Origin of the sequence: Thauera aromatica (assembly GCF_023093595.1) — a bacterium.
GTDB classification, from domain to species: domain Bacteria; phylum Pseudomonadota; class Gammaproteobacteria; order Burkholderiales; family Rhodocyclaceae; genus Thauera; species Thauera aromatica_A.
This window is the reverse complement of the sequence record NZ_JALLIK010000101.1, coordinates 59,622-76,324: the sequence shown is the minus strand read 5'-3', so window position 1 is coordinate 76,324 and position 16,703 is coordinate 59,622. Positions and strand designations below refer to the sequence as shown.

Annotated in this window: 17 protein-coding genes; 7 read left to right on the top strand and 10 right to left on the bottom strand. The window is 69.8% G+C overall.

Annotated elements, in window-relative coordinates:
* The first annotated feature begins 53 nt into the window (after window positions 1-53).
* The 4 genes from MXC99_RS09490 to MXC99_RS09475 all read left to right on the top strand — a co-directional run bounded on the left by MXC99_RS09490 (window position 54) and on the right by MXC99_RS09475 (window position 3,752).
* Complete coding sequence (locus tag MXC99_RS09490) at window positions 54-1,061, top strand: zinc-dependent alcohol dehydrogenase family protein (RefSeq protein WP_247725213.1); 1,008 nt, start codon at window positions 54-56, stop codon at window positions 1,059-1,061.
* A gap of 74 nt (window positions 1,062-1,135) precedes the next feature.
* A complete protein-coding gene (locus MXC99_RS09485) occupies window positions 1,136-1,759 on the top strand; it encodes a hypothetical protein (RefSeq protein ID WP_247725212.1) in 624 nt (207 codons plus the stop codon).
* Complete coding sequence (locus MXC99_RS09480) at window positions 1,759-3,405, top strand: FAD-binding oxidoreductase (protein WP_247725211.1); 1,647 nt, start codon at window positions 1,759-1,761, stop codon at window positions 3,403-3,405. The genes MXC99_RS09485 and MXC99_RS09480 overlap by 1 nt, the downstream gene beginning before the upstream one ends.
* The gene (locus MXC99_RS09475; RefSeq protein ID WP_247725210.1) at window positions 3,402-3,752 is read left to right on the top strand and encodes a c-type cytochrome; all 351 of its coding nucleotides are present in this window, start codon (window positions 3,402-3,404) and stop codon (window positions 3,750-3,752) included. Before MXC99_RS09480 ends, MXC99_RS09475 begins: the two co-directional genes overlap by 4 nt.
* A 94-nt stretch (window positions 3,753-3,846) precedes the next feature.
* Here MXC99_RS09475 and qhpE read toward each other — a convergent pair whose 3' ends face one another.
* From qhpE to MXC99_RS09430, 9 genes are all read right to left on the bottom strand, one after another.
* A complete protein-coding gene (gene qhpE / locus MXC99_RS09470) occupies window positions 3,847-4,605 on the bottom strand; it encodes a subtilisin-like serine protease QhpE (RefSeq protein ID WP_247725240.1) in 759 nt (252 codons plus the stop codon).
* Window positions 4,606-4,618: 13 nt separating this feature from the next.
* Window positions 4,619-6,316, bottom strand: a complete 1,698-nt coding sequence (locus MXC99_RS09465; protein WP_247725209.1) for an ABC transporter ATP-binding protein — start codon at window positions 6,314-6,316, stop codon at window positions 4,619-4,621.
* Window positions 6,310-7,230, bottom strand: coding sequence for an MBL fold metallo-hydrolase (locus MXC99_RS09460; protein ID WP_247725208.1), 921 nt, complete (start codon window positions 7,228-7,230; stop codon window positions 6,310-6,312). Before MXC99_RS09460 ends, MXC99_RS09465 begins: the two co-directional genes overlap by 7 nt.
* Window positions 7,227-7,424, bottom strand: coding sequence for a DUF1289 domain-containing protein (locus MXC99_RS09455; protein WP_247725207.1), 198 nt, complete (start codon window positions 7,422-7,424; stop codon window positions 7,227-7,229). Before MXC99_RS09455 ends, MXC99_RS09460 begins: the two co-directional genes overlap by 4 nt.
* On the bottom strand, window positions 7,421-7,618 hold the full coding sequence (locus MXC99_RS09450; RefSeq protein WP_247725206.1) for a DUF1289 domain-containing protein: 198 nt from the start codon (window positions 7,616-7,618) through the stop codon (window positions 7,421-7,423). Before MXC99_RS09450 ends, MXC99_RS09455 begins: the two co-directional genes overlap by 4 nt.
* A 132-nt stretch (window positions 7,619-7,750) precedes the next feature.
* Complete coding sequence (locus MXC99_RS09445) at window positions 7,751-8,704, bottom strand: hydroxymethylglutaryl-CoA lyase (protein WP_247725205.1); 954 nt, start codon at window positions 8,702-8,704, stop codon at window positions 7,751-7,753.
* A gap of 50 nt (window positions 8,705-8,754) precedes the next feature.
* On the bottom strand, window positions 8,755-10,911 hold the full coding sequence (locus MXC99_RS09440; protein ID WP_247725204.1) for an acetyl-CoA carboxylase biotin carboxylase subunit: 2,157 nt from the start codon (window positions 10,909-10,911) through the stop codon (window positions 8,755-8,757).
* Between the two features lie 256 nt (window positions 10,912-11,167).
* The gene (locus MXC99_RS09435) at window positions 11,168-11,953 is read right to left on the bottom strand and encodes an enoyl-CoA hydratase/isomerase family protein (RefSeq protein WP_247725203.1); all 786 of its coding nucleotides are present in this window, start codon (window positions 11,951-11,953) and stop codon (window positions 11,168-11,170) included.
* A 74-nt stretch (window positions 11,954-12,027) separates the two neighbouring features.
* Window positions 12,028-13,635 (bottom strand): carboxyl transferase domain-containing protein, encoded by a 1,608-nt coding sequence (locus MXC99_RS09430; protein WP_247725202.1) that lies wholly within the window; start codon window positions 13,633-13,635, stop codon window positions 12,028-12,030.
* Between the two features lie 249 nt (window positions 13,636-13,884).
* Here MXC99_RS09430 and MXC99_RS09425 point away from each other — a divergent pair, with 249 nt between their 5' ends.
* Genes MXC99_RS09425 through MXC99_RS09415 form a run of 3 tightly spaced genes read left to right on the top strand, consistent with a single transcriptional unit; the run spans window position 13,885 to window position 15,483 of the window.
* Window positions 13,885-14,469 carry a LolA family protein gene (locus tag MXC99_RS09425; RefSeq protein WP_247725201.1) on the top strand — a complete coding sequence of 195 codons (585 nt, stop codon included), beginning with the start codon at window positions 13,885-13,887 and terminating at the stop codon, window positions 14,467-14,469.
* Window positions 14,470-14,503: 34 nt separating this feature from the next.
* The gene (locus MXC99_RS09420; protein ID WP_247725200.1) at window positions 14,504-14,989 is read left to right on the top strand and encodes an SRPBCC family protein; all 486 of its coding nucleotides are present in this window, start codon (window positions 14,504-14,506) and stop codon (window positions 14,987-14,989) included.
* Window positions 14,986-15,483, top strand: a complete 498-nt coding sequence (locus MXC99_RS09415; protein WP_247725199.1) for a hypothetical protein — start codon at window positions 14,986-14,988, stop codon at window positions 15,481-15,483. Before MXC99_RS09420 ends, MXC99_RS09415 begins: the two co-directional genes overlap by 4 nt.
* An 11-nt stretch (window positions 15,484-15,494) precedes the next feature.
* On the opposite strand, the gene MXC99_RS09410 is transcribed toward MXC99_RS09415, so the two are convergent.
* Window positions 15,495-16,697, bottom strand: coding sequence for an acetyl-CoA C-acyltransferase (locus tag MXC99_RS09410; RefSeq protein WP_247725198.1), 1,203 nt, complete (start codon window positions 16,695-16,697; stop codon window positions 15,495-15,497).
* Window positions 16,698-16,703 lie beyond the last annotated feature (6 nt).

Genomic DNA, 16,703 nt, shown 5'->3' with positions numbered 1-16,703 from the left:
CCGGCACTGGACAGACCGCAAATTGAATCGCTTTTTGATGGAAAACCAATGAGATGAAAGCAATCAGATTACGTACTCCCGGCGGCCTCGATCACCTCGACCAAGTCGAGCTTCCCGATCCCGGGCGGCCCGGCCCGGGCGAGATCCGGGTCAGGATTCACGCCAGCTCCCTGAACTTCCATGATCTTGGCGTCGTCAGCGGCGCAATGCCGGCCGCCGACGGACGCATCCCGATGTCCGACGGCGCCGGCGTCGTCGAAGCGGTCGGGGAAGGGGTCGATGAATTCGCCGTCGGCGACGCCGTGGTCTCGACCTTCTTTCCGCACTGGCAGGATGGCGAAGCTCCGATCGCGGATTTTTCCACCACCCCCGGTGACGGGGTCGATGGCTACGCCTGCGAATATGTCGTCCGCCCGGCGACCGCATTCACCCGCGCCCCGCGCGGCTACAGCCACGCCCAGGCCGCCACGCTGACGACCGCCGGCCTCACCGCCTGGCGCGCGCTGGTCTACAACGGCGGGTTGAAAGCCGGCGACAGCGTCCTGGTACTGGGCACGGGGGGAGTGTCGATCTTCGCCCTCCAGTTCGCCAAGGCGATGGGCGCCAGCGTGATCGCGACCTCGTCATCGGACGAGAAGCTCGAACATGCCCGGGCGCTCGGCGCCAGCCACACCATCAACTACCGCCGCGAAGCGCAATGGGCGTCGCGTGTGCTCGAGTTCACCGGCGGCCGCGGTGTCGATCACGTCATCGAAGTCGGCGGGCCCGGCACCCTGGCGCAATCGATCCAGGCCTGCCGGATCGGCGGCCACATCGCCCTGATCGGCGTGCTGACGGGCGGCGCCGGGCCGGTGCCGACGGCCGCGCTGATGAAGCGCCAGCAACGCCTGCACGGGCTGATCGTCGGCAACCGCCGCCAGCAGAGCGAGCTCGTCCGTGCGCTCGAAGCAACCGGGATCGTGCCCGTCATCGACCGCTCCTTTGCCCTCGAGACCATCGCCGACGCCTTCCGCCTGCAGCAGGCCGGCGGGCATTTCGGCAAGATCTGCCTCGAATTCTGAGCGTAGCCACCCAATCGTCTTCGTGGAGACTCCCCGTGCTTTCAAGAAGAGCTTTCCTCCAAGGGTCAATGACAATGAGCGGTCTGGCGCTCGCCGGGATGTCGGTCCCGGGCTTCGCCTCCGCGCTCGCCCCCGGCCGGGACAAGGCGCCCTTGCCCCTCTTTTCCGTCCTCTACGACAACGGCTTTCCCCCCAGCGCCGCTTTCGGCGCTGCGGCCGGGCAACTCGGCTACGCCACCCATGACATCGACGGCGACGTGACCGAGTTCTGGATGAACCACCTTGCCACGCGGTGGCGGCACGAACCCGTGGCCATCGCGGGTCTGACCCATGCCAGCGCCCTGTTCGTGCTCGAGCGCATGGGGTGGGACCATGGCTTGCGCGTCATTTTTCGCGCACAGCACCGCAGCCAGGGCAACGGCCGCATCGAACACCAGCTGACCGGCCCGGCCGTGATGTTGAACGCATTCGAGAAGGCCGCTTCGGAGCACCCCGGCCTGGGGGCCTGCGTGGCCGACATGCTGTCCCGCTGCCACCGCCCGGAGCAGACGCCATCGACCTTGGCGATCACGGCCCCGCCCCGCCCCGAACTAGACGCTGCTCCCGGCCATGCGCCGCTGGTTTCCTGGGTCATTGCCCCGCGCCCCTCCCCCGCCTCGGCGCGCAACGCTTTTGCTACTGTTGAAAGGACCGTGTGATGAAACTTCCCAAAGGCGTCAGCGCCGAAGACTTCAACGCTGCACTGAAAGAATTCCGCCTGGTCGTGGGTGAAAACTGGGTGTTCACCGGCGACGAGGACATGCATCTGTACCGGGATGCCTATTCCCTGCAGTGGGGGGAACCCAATGAACTGGTCGCCTCCGCGGCGGTTGCACCGGAAAACGTCGAGCAGGTCCAGGCCGTGGTGCGCATCGCCGGCAAGTACAGGATTCCGCTGTTTGCCATCTCCACCGGCAAGAACCTGGGCTACGGCGGTTCGGCTCCGAACATGGCGGGCAACGTCATCGTCGATCTCAAGCGCATGAACAAAGTCATCGAAGTCGATGACAAGAGGAATTTCTGCATCGTCGAGCCGGGCGTCTCCTATTTCGATCTGTACAAGTACATCCACGAGCGCGGCTTCAAGGTCATGATGGACGTACCCGATCCGGGCTGGGGCAGCCCGCTCGGGAACGCGGTCGACCATGGTCTCGGCTACACCTGGATGAATTATCGCGACCACTTCGGCTCTCATTGCGGCATGGAAGTCGTGCTCCCCGATGGCGAGATCATGCGCACCGGGATGGCGGCGATACCGGGCTCGAAGACCTGGGCGGAAAACAAATACGGTTATGGCGCCTACGTCGATGGCCTGTTCGCCCAGTCCAACTTCGGCATCGTCACCAAAATGGGGTTCTGGATGCAACCGCAGCCGGACCATTTCCTCAGCGGCCAGGTCAAAGTGCCGAAATATCATGACCTCATCCCGCTGATCAACGGCGTCAACAAGATGGAAGACCAGGGCCTGATCGGCCATCCGCGCTACAGCTGCCCGATGGATCCGCTTTGCATGCAGATGGAGCCGGAAATCTACAAGCCGACCCCCGAGCTGATGGCGCTCAACAGCCGCCCCGGCGGGGCCACGGTCGAGGAGTACCAGGCCTATGCCGAGAAACAGGGGCATGAATTCTGGAATGTCATGCTCAATTTTTACGGCCCGAAGGAAACCGTTTACGCAAACTGGGAATATGCCAAGAAGACGGTTTTCGCCGCCATTCCCGGCGTCCGCTTCGAAGAAATCGAAAACTACGCGTTCCCGCTCGAAAATCCGGAAGCGATCAAGAAAGTCCGTCACAAGGTTGCGCTGGGCATTCCGAACATGTCGATCTTCTCGATCGGCGCCCGCTCCGCGGCGATGCCGGAACCCGGGGACGGCCATGCGTGGTTTTCACCGATCGTCCCCCGCAATGGCGAAGAATTCATCCACGCGCACAAGGTCTTCACCCAGGCCGCGCGCGAAATGAACATCACCTCGGCCCCGATCAGCGTCACCAACGTGCCGATGTCATGGCAGTACCGTACCTACCTCTACCTGTTCCCGGTGTTCGTTTCCCGTTCCGACAAGGAGCGCAACCGGAAATCCGTCGACGACTTCAACAAGCTGATCAAACTGGCCGCTGAAAACGGCTGGTCCGAATACCGCACCGCCCCCATCTTCCAGGACGCGGTGGCGGCAACGTACTCCTTCAACAACAACATCCTGCTGAGATTCCAGGAGCGGCTCAAGGACGTCATCGACCCTCACGGCATCATGGCGCCGGGGCGCGGCGGGATCTGGCCCAAACGCTACCGGGAGGGCGCATGATGAAAAAGCTGCTTTGCGTGGGCACCGCGATGATGGCGGCGCTGGCATCCGGTCAGAACTGGGCCAGCGGACAGACAGGGGTCGAGCGCGGCCAGGCCGTATTCCAGGAGTGGTGTGTTTCCTGCCACGGGATCGGCCCGGGTCATCCGGGAACGCAGGCGCTCGATCTCCGCTACCAGGGCGCCCTCCCGGGCGCGCTGGAGCAGCGCACCGATCTGTCCCCCGAGATCGTCAGGGCATTCGTGCGGAACGGGATCTCGGTGATGCCGTTTTTCCGCAAGGTCGAGATCAGCGATGCTGAACTCGATGCGTTGGGAAGCTACCTGTCGCGCAGCAACCCACGCTAGCTTTTGGCGAGGTGCGTGCCCTCAACCCCCGTTGGGGGGCACGCGAGTCGATCGGATGGGGTCGTACCCGGCCCCCCCCATCGTTTCAGGCGTTTTACCCCGGCGGACTGCCTCTCCGCTCAGGCCCGTGATAACGGGCTTGGGCCTGCAGCCACTGCCGCACGTCTTCCTCCTCCGCCATCCGTCCGGCAGCACGGCAGTCGTCGAGGTAGCGGGCGATATGCCCGCTCAGGTGGGCGCAGCCGACGCTGGCACCGCCGCCGGCCAGGCTGCCGTCGAGAGGACGAACGTGGGCGCCGAAGTCGGCGTAGCGGGTGCCGAGGGCGGAAATCTCCATCCGCGCGCAGCGCGCATCGCCGGTCATCCGCAGCACGCCGGGAAAGGCCGCCGGGTACACCGGTTCGCCGCGTGCCGGCGCGGCCGCGCACAGCAGCACGCCGGCCGCACGCGCACGCGCACAGGCTTCGGCGAGCACCGGTCGCGGCGCCCGCAGGCCGAGGCTGAGATTGATCAGCGCCACCCGCTGCGCGACCAGCCAGTCGATCGCCGCCGCAACCTGGGCGGCGGTGGTCGCCAGCCGGGCATGGAACACCTGGGCGACACACAATTGCGCGCGCGGCGCGCACGCGGCGATGATTTCCGCCAGGCGGCTGCCGTGGCCGAGACGGTCGGGGCCGGCGGCCTCGCGGCGAACGCCGTCCTCGCCGATGACGAACGCCGCCGCGCGGTCCACCCGCACCGCCAGCGCCGGCGCCCAGCCGCTGTCGACCAAGCCGACCCGCAACGCGTCGCCGCCGCCCGCAGCGGCGTTGCCCTCCTCCTCAGGCAGTTGCGGCAGCGGCTCGCTTCGCATCGTTTCCACCGGTCTACGCCTGCATCGCCCGCACTTCGGCCTTGCCGCCGTCGAGCACGATCCGCCATTCACAGCCGGCGAGCGTCGCTGCACGGTGGCTGATCAGGATCCGGGTGCGGCCGGCGAACAGCGTATCGACCGCGGCGATCACCTGCGCCTCGGTGGCCTCATCGACGGCCGAGGTCGCCTCGTCGAGGACCAGCACACACGGCGCCTGGAGCAGCGCGCGGGCGATCGCGATGCGCTGGCGCTGGCCGCCGGAGAGCTGCTGGCCGCGCTCGCCGAGCGGGGTGTCCAGCCCCTGCGGCAGGCTAGCGATCAGCTCGTCGAGGCGGGCACGACCGGCGGCCGCGCGCACCGCCGCGTCGTCGGCCCCGGGCGCGGCGTAGCGCAGGTTGTCGGCGAGGGTGCCGCGAAACAGCACGATGTCCTGGCTGACGACGGCGATCGCGCGCCGCAGCTCGGCGAGCGCGATCGTGCGCAGGTCGATACCGTCGAGCCGGATGAGGCCGCGCTCAGGGTCGAAATGGCGCTGCAGCAGATCGATCAGGGTCGATTTGCCGACCCCGGACGCCCCGCTCAGCGCCACCTTGCTGCCCGCCGGGATCACCAGGTCCACGCCGTCGAGCAGCGCCTGCGGCCGCCCATGGTGGCGGAACACCACCCGCTCGAAAGCGAGCTCACCGCGCAGCGCGGCCGGCAGGCGCGCACCGGCGCCGGCATCGGTGACGTCGGCCGGCGCCTGGCGCAGCTCATTGACACGCGTCAGGCTGACCCCGATGCGCTGGATCGCGACATACAGCCCGAGCAGGCTGTTGACCGGCCCCACCGCCATCCCCAGGTAGGTGGAGAACGCGATCAGCGCACCGAGCTGCCACTGGCCGTTGATGACCCAGGCGCCGCCGATGAGGAAGGCCGCCGCGCGCGTCAGCGAGGTCAGCGTGGTGGGCACGGCATGGGTGAAGATCTCGGTGCGCTGCAACTGCAGCAGCTCGTCGAGATAGCGCCCGCCGAGGCCATCGAGGCGACTGCGCTCACGTCCCTGCTGCCCCGAGGCCTGGATGAACTTCATCGCCGGCAGGGTCTCGACGAGAAAGCTCGACACGTCGGCCGAACGTTCGCGCACGGTGCGCGTGCGCGCCTCGACCTTGCGCCGCATCCAGCGCAGCCAGGCGAGTTCGAGCGGAATCAGCACCAGCACCAGGAGCGACAGCTGCCACGACAGGCTCAACATCAGCGCCACCGCACCGACGAGGCCGACCACGCTGCTGAACGCAGCGAACAGGCTGTCGACGGCGAAGCGCTGGAGCTCGGCGACGTCGCCGTCGATGCGCGACAGCAGATCGCCGACGCGCTGGCGGCCATAGAAGGCCGGCGACAGGGTCTGCAGGTGGCGGTAGAGATCGCTGCGCAGGGCGAACAGGATGGTGCCCGACAACCGGGTGTGGCGCAGGCGGTTGACGCCGGCGAGCACGGTGCCGGCGATGCCGGTGGCGATCATCGCCGCCGCGATCGCGACCAGGGTACGGTAGTCGCCGGCGAGCAGGCCGTCATCGATCAGCATCTTGGTCAGCCAGGGCTGCAGCAACACCAGCGCCGAGGCAAGCAGGGACAGCGCGATCAGGCCGGCGATGGCGCGCGCCTGCGGGCGCACGAATCCGTACACCCAGCGCAAACCGCCGTGCCCCGCATCGGCCGAGCGCATCAGCATGCGACCAGGGCGTCGCCCTCGCGGCGCGCCACCCCGGCGCGCTCGAGCTCGGCGATCAACCAGCCGGTAAGCGCATCGGGGTCCATGTCGAGGAAGCGCGCGTTGGCTTCGCGGTACAGCGGGGTGTCCACCAGGTGGCGGGTCAGCGCCGCCAGCCCGATGCGGCGCGCATCGAGAAGCATGAAGGTGACGCAGCCGCGGATGGCGTTGCGGGCGATGCGCGCACCGTCGGCCTCGAACGCGGCGAGGCGGGCAAAGGCGCGCTCGAGGGCCTCCTCGAAGTCGGCGAAAGGCGCACCATGGCCGGGAATGACGGCGTCCACGGCGAGCCGGCCGAGCGCCTCCAGGGTGCGCCGGGTCTCGCCAACCCCGTCGCCGTCGCCGAGCACGTCGGCGAACAGGATGCCGAAGCCGTCGCGCCACAGCGCGTCGCCCGAAATCAGCAGGCGGCGCTCGCGGTTGTAAAACACCAGCGCATCCATGTCGTGCCCGGGCGCAGCCAGGGCCTGCCATTCGAGCTCGCCAGCGACGAAACGGGCCCCCGCCGCGAGCGTGCCGTCGTGGCCGAAGCGCTCGCCGGCCTGTGCCGCGGCGCGGATCAGCAGGGCGTGCTCGTCCCACTCCGCCACCGCGCGCGCCATCCCCTCGGGCACCACCACCGCACAGCCGAAGGCGCGCTGCACGCTGGCATGGCCGCCGATGTGGTCGGGATGGGAGTGGGTGTTGAGCAGGCGCTGCAGGCGGCGTCCGCCGAGCGCGCTGCGCAGCAGGGCCAGGGTCTGTTCGGCGTGGCTGAGGTAGCCGGAATCGATCAGGGTGGCCTCGTCGCCATCGACCAGCAGCACGTTGTTGGCCGACAGCCAGCCGCGCTCGAGCACCTGCACGGTGGGCGGCAGTTGTGGACGCGCGCTCAATCGCTACCCTCCCCGAGCTGTTCGGCGACATTGGCCGGCAAGGGCGCCGGCCGACCGGCCGGCGGCACGGACCCGGCCGGCGGCGCCACCACCGGCACGCCCTCGATCTCCTCCGCGGTACGCCCGCAGCCCAGGCACACCCCGGTGTCCCAGTCGATCATGCACACCCCGACGCACAACGCATCGCCGCTCATGCCAGTGCTCCCGCCAGCAGCCCGGCAGTCGCGGCACGGCGCGCTGCGGTACGCTCGAGGATCGCCAGCCGCACCCCGTTGTCCGCCCGCGGCCAGGCGCGGATCTCATCGACCGTGCGCAGGCAGCCCATGCACCAGCCGGTCTCCGGGCTCAGGCGGCAGATGTCGATACAGGGGGAGGAAACCTCTATCACTTCGCTCTCCATCGGGCGCCGCCGCGACAAGCGGCAGCGTACGGTACAGGGTCCGCCATTATGAACGCGGCCGGAAGGGATCGCGAGGACGGGCAGGCGGCCCGCGGTGAGAAGCGCAATGCGCACGGGCCTTCAATTACCGCTCCCGCCAGCCCGCCGCGCCAGCACCGCCCGCGCCACCCTCGAGCCCGGTGTGCGGCCGAGCCGGTTGCCGATCCAGAGCGCGGTATCGACCAGCGCCTCCAGATCGACGCCGGTGGCGATGCCCAGCCCGTCGAACAGCCAGACCAGCTCCTCGGTGGCGACGTTTCCGCTCGCGCCGGGAGCGTAGGGGCAGCCGCCGAGTCCGCCGACCGCGGCATCGAACACCGCCACTCCGAACTCCAGCGAGGCATAGACGTTCGCCACCGCCATGCCGTAGGTGTCGTGGTAGTGCCCGGCGAGCCGCTCCGCCGGGACCTCGCGCAGCACCGCTTCGAGCATGCGGCGGATGCTGGCCGGAGTGCCGCAACCGATGGTGTCGCCGAGCGAGATTTCCTCGCACCCCAGTGCCAGCAGCGCGGCGGCGACCCTGGCCACCGCCTGCGGTACGATCGCGCCCTCGTAAGGACAGCCGGCGACGCAGGAGACGTAGCCGCGCAGCTTCACCCCCGCCGCCCGCGCCGCACCGGCGACCGCGCGGAAGCGTTCGAGCGACTCGGCGATCGAGCAGTGGATGTTGTGCCGGCTGAAGGTCTCGGAAGCGGCAGCGAACACCGCCACCGTCTGCGCACCGGCGGCGAGCGCGGCCTCGAAGCCCTGCAGGTTCGGCACCAGCACCGGGTAATCCACTGCACCCGCGGTCGCGCCCGTCGTCGGCGGCGGCCCGGCCAGCACACGGGCGAGCACCGCGGCGCTGCCGTCCATCTGCGGCACCCGTTTCGGCGACACGAAAGCCCCCGCCTCGACGCTCTTCAGGCCGGCGCCGACGAGGCGGAGGATCAGTTCCACCCGGGCCACGACCGGCAGCGGGAACGGCTCGTTCTGCAGGCCGTCGCGCGGGCCGACTTCGACGATGCGGACGGCCGCAGGCCAGGATGTCGTCATGGCGGATTCCTCATTCCGGTCGGGCACGGGCGCAACGCACGCCCCTCCGCTCAGGGTTCAGGTTCGAATTCGAGCAGTTCGGCGCCATCCTCGACCTGGTCGCCGACCGCACAGTGGAAAACCTTCACCGTCCCGGCAACGGGAGCGGTGAGGGTGTGCTCCATCTTCATCGCCTCCAGGGTCAGCAGCGCCGTGCCCTTGTCCACCCTGAGTCCGGGCGGCGTGAGAAGGGCCACCACCCGCCCCGGCATCGGCGCGCGCAGGCTGCCCTCGGCGACGCGCTCGCCGGCAGCCTGCGCCAACGGGTCGACGCGAACCAGCACCCAGCTGCGGCCATGCAGGAAAAGGTGGCGACGTTCCCCGGCGGCGATCACGGTGGCATCGAGACGGCGGCCGTCGAGTTCGGCACGCAGCTGGCCGCGGGCACCGAGTTCGCCACGCGCCGGCAGCCAGGCAGCGGCATCGACGCCGGGGGTGGCGCCGGCACCGGAAGCAGGATCGAGGCAGAGGCGGTACGCATCGGCGCGGTATTCGACCACCACCGCCTGCCGCGCCCCCCCATTGCGAAACACCAGCTCGCGGCGGGCATTCGCGTTCAGCCGCCAGCCATCGCGCACATGCCACGGCGAGCGCGGATCAGCACTGCGGCGCGCCGCCTCAGCGCCGGCCTCGGCCTCGCGCAGCAGTTCGGCGAGCGCGGCAAGCTGCCAGACTTCTCCGGGCACCGGGTCGTCGGCGGGGAACAGACAAGCCTGTTCACGCTCGATCAGGGCGGTGTCGAGCTCGGCGCGGGCAAAGGCCGGGCACGCTGCCAGGCGCGACAGGAAGTCGATGTTGTGGGCCACGCCGACGATGTGGAAATCGCCCAGCGCCTGCAGCAGGCGCAGCCGGGCGCGCTCGCGGCTGCCACCCGCGGCAGGCGGCGGCAGCGGCGTTCCACCGCTGGCGACAACGTCGCCGGTTCCTCCCCCCCGCACATCCGGTCCGTCGGTGGCCCTATCCGCGCCGCCCTCCTCCCACACGATCAGCTTGGCGATCAGCGGATCGTAGTGCGGGCCGATCTCGTCGCCTTCGTCGACGCCGGCATCGATGCGCACATGCACCGACTCGGCCGGCAGCGCAAGGTGATGCAGACGCCCGGTGGCGGGCAGGAAGCCCTTCGCCGGGTCTTCCGCATAGATCCGCGCCTCGATCGCGTGGCCACGGATCTGCAGCTGCGCCTGGGCGAGCGGCAGCGGCTCGCCCGCGGCCACGCGCAGCTGCCACTCGACCAGATCGAGCCCGGTGATCATCTCGGTGACCGGATGCTCGACCTGCAGCCGGGTGTTCATCTCCATGAAGTAGAAGGCCGCGGGCGCGGCACCCGCCTCGCCGACGATGAACTCCACCGTGCCGGCGCCGACGTAGCCCACCGCCTGCGCCGCCGCCACCGCCGCCTGCCCCATCGCCGCGCGCTGCGCCGGGTCGATGCCGGGGGCGGGTGCTTCCTCCAGCACTTTCTGGTGGCGGCGCTGCACCGAGCAGTCACGCTCGAACAGATGGACGCAGTGGCCATGGGCATCGGCGAAGATCTGCACTTCGATGTGGCGCGGGCGGACGAGGTATTTTTCGATCAGCACACGCTCGTCGCCGAAGCTGGCGGCGGCCTCGCGCCGGCACGCGGCGAGCAGGTCGATGAAGTCTGCGGACTGACCGACCACCCGCATGCCCTTGCCGCCGCCGCCGGCGACGGCCTTGATCAGCACCGGGTAGCCGAGGGCGTCGGCCTGCGCGCGCAGGCCGCCCGGGCGCTGGTCGTCGCCGTGGTAGCCGGGAGTGACCGGCACGCCCGCAGCTTCCATCCGCCGCTTCGCCTCCGCTTTCGAGCCCATCGCGCGGATCGCCGCCGCCGGTGGGCCGATGAAGATCACGCCGGCGCGGGCGCAGGCTTCGCTGAAATCCGCGTTCTCGGACAGGAAACCGTAGCCGGGGTGGATCGCCTGCACGCCGCTGCGCTGCGCCGCGGCGAGGATGCGCTCGATCGCGAGATAGCTGTCGCGCGCCGGCGCCGGACCGATCCGCAGCGCCTCATCGGCCAGGCGCACATGGCGCGCGCCGGCATCCGCGTCGGAATACACCGCCACCGTGCGGATGCCCAGGCGGCGGGCCGTGCGGATCACCCGGCAGGCGATTTCACCGCGGTTGGCGATCAGGATCTTGTCGAACATGCCGTGCCTCCGCGGTGAAATCGCCTGTGCATGCTCGCGCATGCCATCCGTTTTGGCTCCGCCGCTGTGGCGCTGCGCGCCGGGTCACCGCGGTTGGCGATCAGGATCTTGTCGAACATGCCGTGCCTCCGCGGTGAAATCGCCTGTGCATGCTTGCGCATGCCATCCGTTTTGGCTCCGCCGCTGTGGCGCTGCGCGCCGGGTCACCGCGGTTGGCGATCAGGATTTTGTCGAACATGCCGTGCCTCCGCCCCCCTCAGCGCGGTACCCAGGCGGCGGGGCGCTTGGCGAGGAAGGCGTCGAGCCCTTCGCGTGCTTCGGCGGTGGCGCGCAGGGCGGCGATGCGGCGCGCGGTGTCCTCGGCGACCTCATCGCCGAGCGGCTGGTGGGCGACGGCGCGGATCAGGTCTTTAGCCGCAGCCTGCGCCTGCGGCCCGCCTTGCAGCAGCGCGGCGACGACTTCGCCCACTTTGGCGTCGAGCGCTTCGGCGGCGACGACTTCGTGCACGAGGCCGATTTCGCGGGCGCGCGCGGCACCGATCCGCTCGCCGCTCTGGAAGTAGCGTCCGGCCTGGCGCGCGCCGATGGCGCGGATCACGTAGGGGCTGATCGCCGAAGGGATGATGCCGAAGCGCACCTCGGAGGTGGCGAACACCGCCGCCTCCGCGGCGATGCAGATGTCGCAGGCCGAAGCCAGGCCCATGCCGCCGCCCAGCGCCGCGCCGTGCACGCGGGCGAGGGTGGGCTTGGCCATCTCGGCGAGCGTGCCCAGCATCGCCGCCAGGCGGCGCGCATCGGCGAGGTTCTCATCGACGCTGGCGGCCGCAGCCGCCTTCATCCAGTTGAGGTCGGCGCCGGCGGAAAAGCTCTTGCCGCGCCCGGCGAGCACCACCACCCGCACCGCTTCGTCGGCCTCGAGCGCGCAGCAGGCCGCGGTCAGATCGGCGATCAGCTGCGCATTGAACGCGTTATGCACCGCCGGGCGGTTCATCCACACCGTCGCCACGCCGCCCGCGACCTCGATTTCCAGGGTTTCGTACATCTTCTAGTCTCCTTGCTGGGGTTGGGTATTTGTGGTCCGGCCATTTTTGTCGGGTCACGGCCGGACCCTTGTATTCACATCCTGAACACGCCGAATTTGGTCGGCTCAATCGGGGCGTTGAGCGCCGCCGACAGCGACAGGGCGAGCACGCGGCGGGTCTGCACCGGATCGATGACGCCATCGTCCCACAGGCGCGCGCTCGCGTAATAGGGGTGGCCCTGGACTTCGTACTGCACCCGGATCGGGGCGCGGAAAGCTTCTTCCTGCGCCGCGCTCCACTGTCCGCCGCCGGCCTCGATGGCATCGCGGCGCACGGTGGCGAGCACGCTCGCGGCCTGCTCGCCGCCCATCACCGAGATCCGCGCATTCGGCCACATCCACAGGAAGCGCGGGGCGTAGGCGCGCCCGCACATGCCGTAGTTGCCGGCACCGAAACTGCCGCCGACGATCACGGTGAGCTTGGGCACCTGCACCGTCGCCACCGCGGTGACCAGCTTGGCCCCCTCCCTGGCGATACCGGCGTTCTCGTAGCGGCGCCCGACCATGAAGCCGGTGACGTTCTGCACGAACAGCAAGGGGATGCCGCGCTGGCCGCACAGTTCGATGAAATGCGCGCCTTTCTGTGCCGACTCGCCGAACAGGATGCCGTTGTTGGCGACGATTCCCAACGGATAGCCGTGGAGGTGGGCGAAGCCGCACACCAGGGTAGTGCCGTAGCGCGCCTTGAATTCGTCGAAGCGCGAGCCGTCGACCACGCGGGCGAGGAGTTCGCGCACGTCGAAAGGCTTGCGCAGGTCGGTGGGGACGATGCCGTAGAGTTCCTCGGGGTCGTAGCACGGCGCCTCGCCGTCGCCGAGGGCGAGGCCCACCGTCTTCACCCGGTTGAGGTTGGCGACGATGCGGCGGGCGAGATGGAGCGCATGGGCATCATCGTCGGCGAGGTGGTCGGCCACCCCCGAGATCCGGGTATGGACGTCGCAGCCGCCGAGTTCCTCGGCGCTCACCACCTCGCCGGTGGCCGCCTTCACCAGCGGCGGGCCGCCGATGAAGATCGTGCCCTGGTCGCGCACGATCACGGCTTCGTCCGCCATCGCCGGCACGTAGGCGCCGCCGGCGGTGCACGAGCCCATCACCACCGCGATCTGGGGGATGCCCTGGGCGGACAGGTTGGCCTGGTTGTAGAAGATGCGGCCGAAGTGCTCACGGTCGGGGAAGACTTCGTCCTGGCGGGGGAGGAAGGCGCCGCCCGAGTCGACCAGGTAGAGGCAGGGCAGCCGGTTCTGCGCCGCGATCTCCTGCGCGCGCAGATGCTTCTTGACCGTCAGCGGGTAATAGGTGCCGCCCTTCACCGTGGCATCGTTGGCGACAATCATGCATTCGGTGCCTTCGACCCGACCGATGCCGGCAACGAGCCCCGCGCAAGGGGCTTCGTCGTCGTACAGGCCGAGCGCGGCAAGCTGGCCGATCTCGAGGAAGGGCGTGCCCGGGTCGAGCAGGCGGGCGATGCGCTCGCGCGCGAGCAGCTTGCCGCGCGCGGTGTGGCGCGCGCGCGCGGCTTCGTCTCCGCCGCGGCCGACTGCCGCCACCTTCGCGCGCAGATCCTCCACCAGCGCACGCATCGCCGCGGCGTTGGCCTGGAAGAGCGGGCTGCGGATATCGATGCCGGATTCGATCACGCTCATGGGGATGTCCTCGTCGGGTACGCCCTCGATGCACCCGCCGGACAGCGGCGGGGGGCGCATGAAGGGTGGGTTCATCATGCTCGCAGTCGCAAGCCGTGGTCGACCTTGCGCCAGCCTCGCCGCGCGGGCAAGTGCCGGGAGTGCGGACCACAGGGACCGTGCCCGTGCGGCAAACTCTGCAGGGAGCAACCATTTTTCGGCCACGGGGTCGACGAATGGTATTTGATCAACAGCCAACGGGAACACGGGATGGGCGACCTCCTGACCGAAGTCGAAACCGCGTTCCGCGCTCTCGACAACTATCGGGCGACGGTGCGCGCGGTCGCCGCCGACGGCGAACGCCGGCTGATGCGTTACTTCTACCGCAAGCCGGGGTGGGTGCGCATCGAGATGCTGAACCCGAACCGGGGGGCGGTGCTGATCTACGATCCGGATACACGCCGGGTGCGGCTGTGGCCCTTCGGTACGGAGCGCGTGCTGTCGTTGTCGCTGGCGCCCGACAACCGTCTGGTGCGCGACCGCCGCGGTCATCGCATCGACCGCTCACACGTCGGCGCCCTGCTCGACAACCTGCAGCGGCTGCGTGCGCAGGGCCACGCCACGCCGCTTGGCGCGACCGAGGTCGACGGCCACGCCGCGATCGGGATGGAAATCGCAGGCGAAGCGGGCGCTCACGTCGGTGACGTGTATCGCTACCGGGTCTGGTTCGCGCACGCCACGCACTTTCCGCTGCGGGTGGAGAGCTTCGCCGCCGACGGCAGCCCGATCGAGACCGTCGTCCTGAGCGAAGTCGAAACCGGAGTCGTTTTTCCCGAGCGCTTGTTCACCCCCTGACCTTCGAGTGCAGACCCACTCCTGCGAGACCCGCATGCGCACCGCCGAACACTACCGGCTCACCACGTTCTGGGAATTCGAGGCACCGCTCGAGGCGGTGTGGGAGGCGGTGTTCGATGCCGAGAGCTGGCCGCGCTGGTGGCCCGGCATCGAACAGGTGCGCACCCTCGGGCACGGCGCTGCCGATGGCGTCGGCGCCCGCCGGCACTACCTCTGCCGCAGCGTGCTGCCCTACCGGCTCAGTTTCGTTGCGCAGGTGACCCGGGTCGAGCCGCTGCACCTGCTCGAAGGCCGGGTCGAGGGCGAGCTTGAGGGCAGCGGCCGCTTCCGCCTCGAGCGCCGCGGCAGCCTCGTCGCCGTACGCTACGACTGGCAGATCCGCACCACGCGACGCTGGATGAATGTGCTCGCCACAGTGGCGAAGCCGCTGCTGTGCTGGAACCACGACGCCTTGATGCGCGCCGGCGGCATCGGCCTCGCACGCCACCTGCAGGTGCGCGGCAGCGCCCCCGGGCCATGAACGGGGCACGGAGCTGGCGCGCGCCGCTGGCGGCGGTGACGCTCGCGGGCGTGTTCGCCGGCACCCTGGCGACCGCGGTACAGATCCTGCTGTGGTCGCTGGAAGGCACGCCGGTGCTCGCCACCTTGCTGCGCGACGCGCGCCTCACCGCCGCCATCGTGATGGGCGAGGCCGTGCTGGCAGCGGCGCCGGAGTGGCGCTGGGACGTGCTGCTCGCCGCGACCCTGATCCATTTCGCGCTGTCGATCGCCTGTGCCGCACTTGCGCGGCCCTTCGCACGCCGGCGGGGGACGGCCTCCGCCCTTGCCGGCGGGGCGCTCTACGGCCTCGCCCTCTACGCCGTCAACCTGCACGGATTCACCCTGCTGTTTCCCTGGTTCACGGTGGCGCGCGGCGGCACCACCCTGCTCACCCACCTCGTGTTCGGCCTCGCCCTCGTCGCCGCGTGCCGGGCGCTGCCGGACAGGCCTCCGCCACCGGCAGCCGGCGCCTGACCGTGCCCCCCTCAGCGCCCGGCGGGTTCGAGCTCGACCGCCACCGCCGTCGCCTCGCCGCCGCCGATGCACAGGCTGGCGATGCCGCGGCGCAAGCCACGGCGGCGCAGGGCGCCGATCAGCGTCACCAGGATGCGCGCCCCGGAGGCCCCGATCGGGTGGCCGAGGGCACAGGCCCCGCCATGCACGTTCACCCGCTCGTGCGCCAGCCCCAGCGCCTCCATCGCCGCCAGCGCGACCACGGCGAAAGCTTCGTTGATTTCCCACAGATCAACATCGGCGACACGCCACCCGGCTGCGGCCAGCACGTTGCGCATCGCCTCCGCCGGCGCGGTGGTGAACCACGCCGGCGCCTGGGCATGGCTGGCATGGGCGACGACGGTGGCGAGCGGCGCCAGCCCCAGGCGTTCGGCACCCGTCCGCCGCATCAACACCAGAGCGGCCGCTCCGTCGGCAATCGAACTGGCGTTGGCGGCGGTGACGGTGCCATTTTCGGCGAACGCCGGCCGCAGCCCGGCAATGCGTTCGGGGCGGACCTTCGGCGGCAGCTCGTCGTGCTCGATCAGGACCTCGCCCGCGCGCTCGGCGACGGTGACCGGGGCGATTTCCCAGGCCCAAGCGCCTTCCGCGGCGGCCGCCCGCGCGCGCTGCGTGGACGCGAGGGCGAACGCGTCCTGGCGCTCCCGGGTAAAGCCGAAGTGGCGGGCGCAGTCTTCGGCGAAAGCTCCCATCAGGCGGCCGCGGTTTTCCTCTGAATAGCCGTCCTCGAGCCCGTCGAGGAACAGGTGATCGAGCACCTGGCCGTGACCGAGGCGGTAGCCGTTCCGCGCCCTGGACAGCAGGTAAGGAGCGTTCGACATCGACTCCATGCCGCCGGCGACGACCACTCCGGCGCTGCCTGCCAGAAGCAGGTCGTGCCCCAGCATCACCGCTTTCATTCCCGAACCGCACACCTTGTTGATCGTGGTGCAAGCGGCCGCCGCCGGCAGGCCGGCGGCCAGCGCCGCCTGGCGGGCGGGCGCCTGGCCGAGGCCGGCCGACAATACACACCCCATCAGTACCTCATCGACCCGTTCGGGCGCCACTCCGGCACGCCCGAGCACGGCACCGATCGCCGCAGCGCCGAGGCGCGGCGCGCTCAGGCCGGACAGCCCGCCGAGAAAGCCGCCGAGCGGCGTGCGCGCCGCAGCGACGATAACGACTGGATCAGACATGGCGTT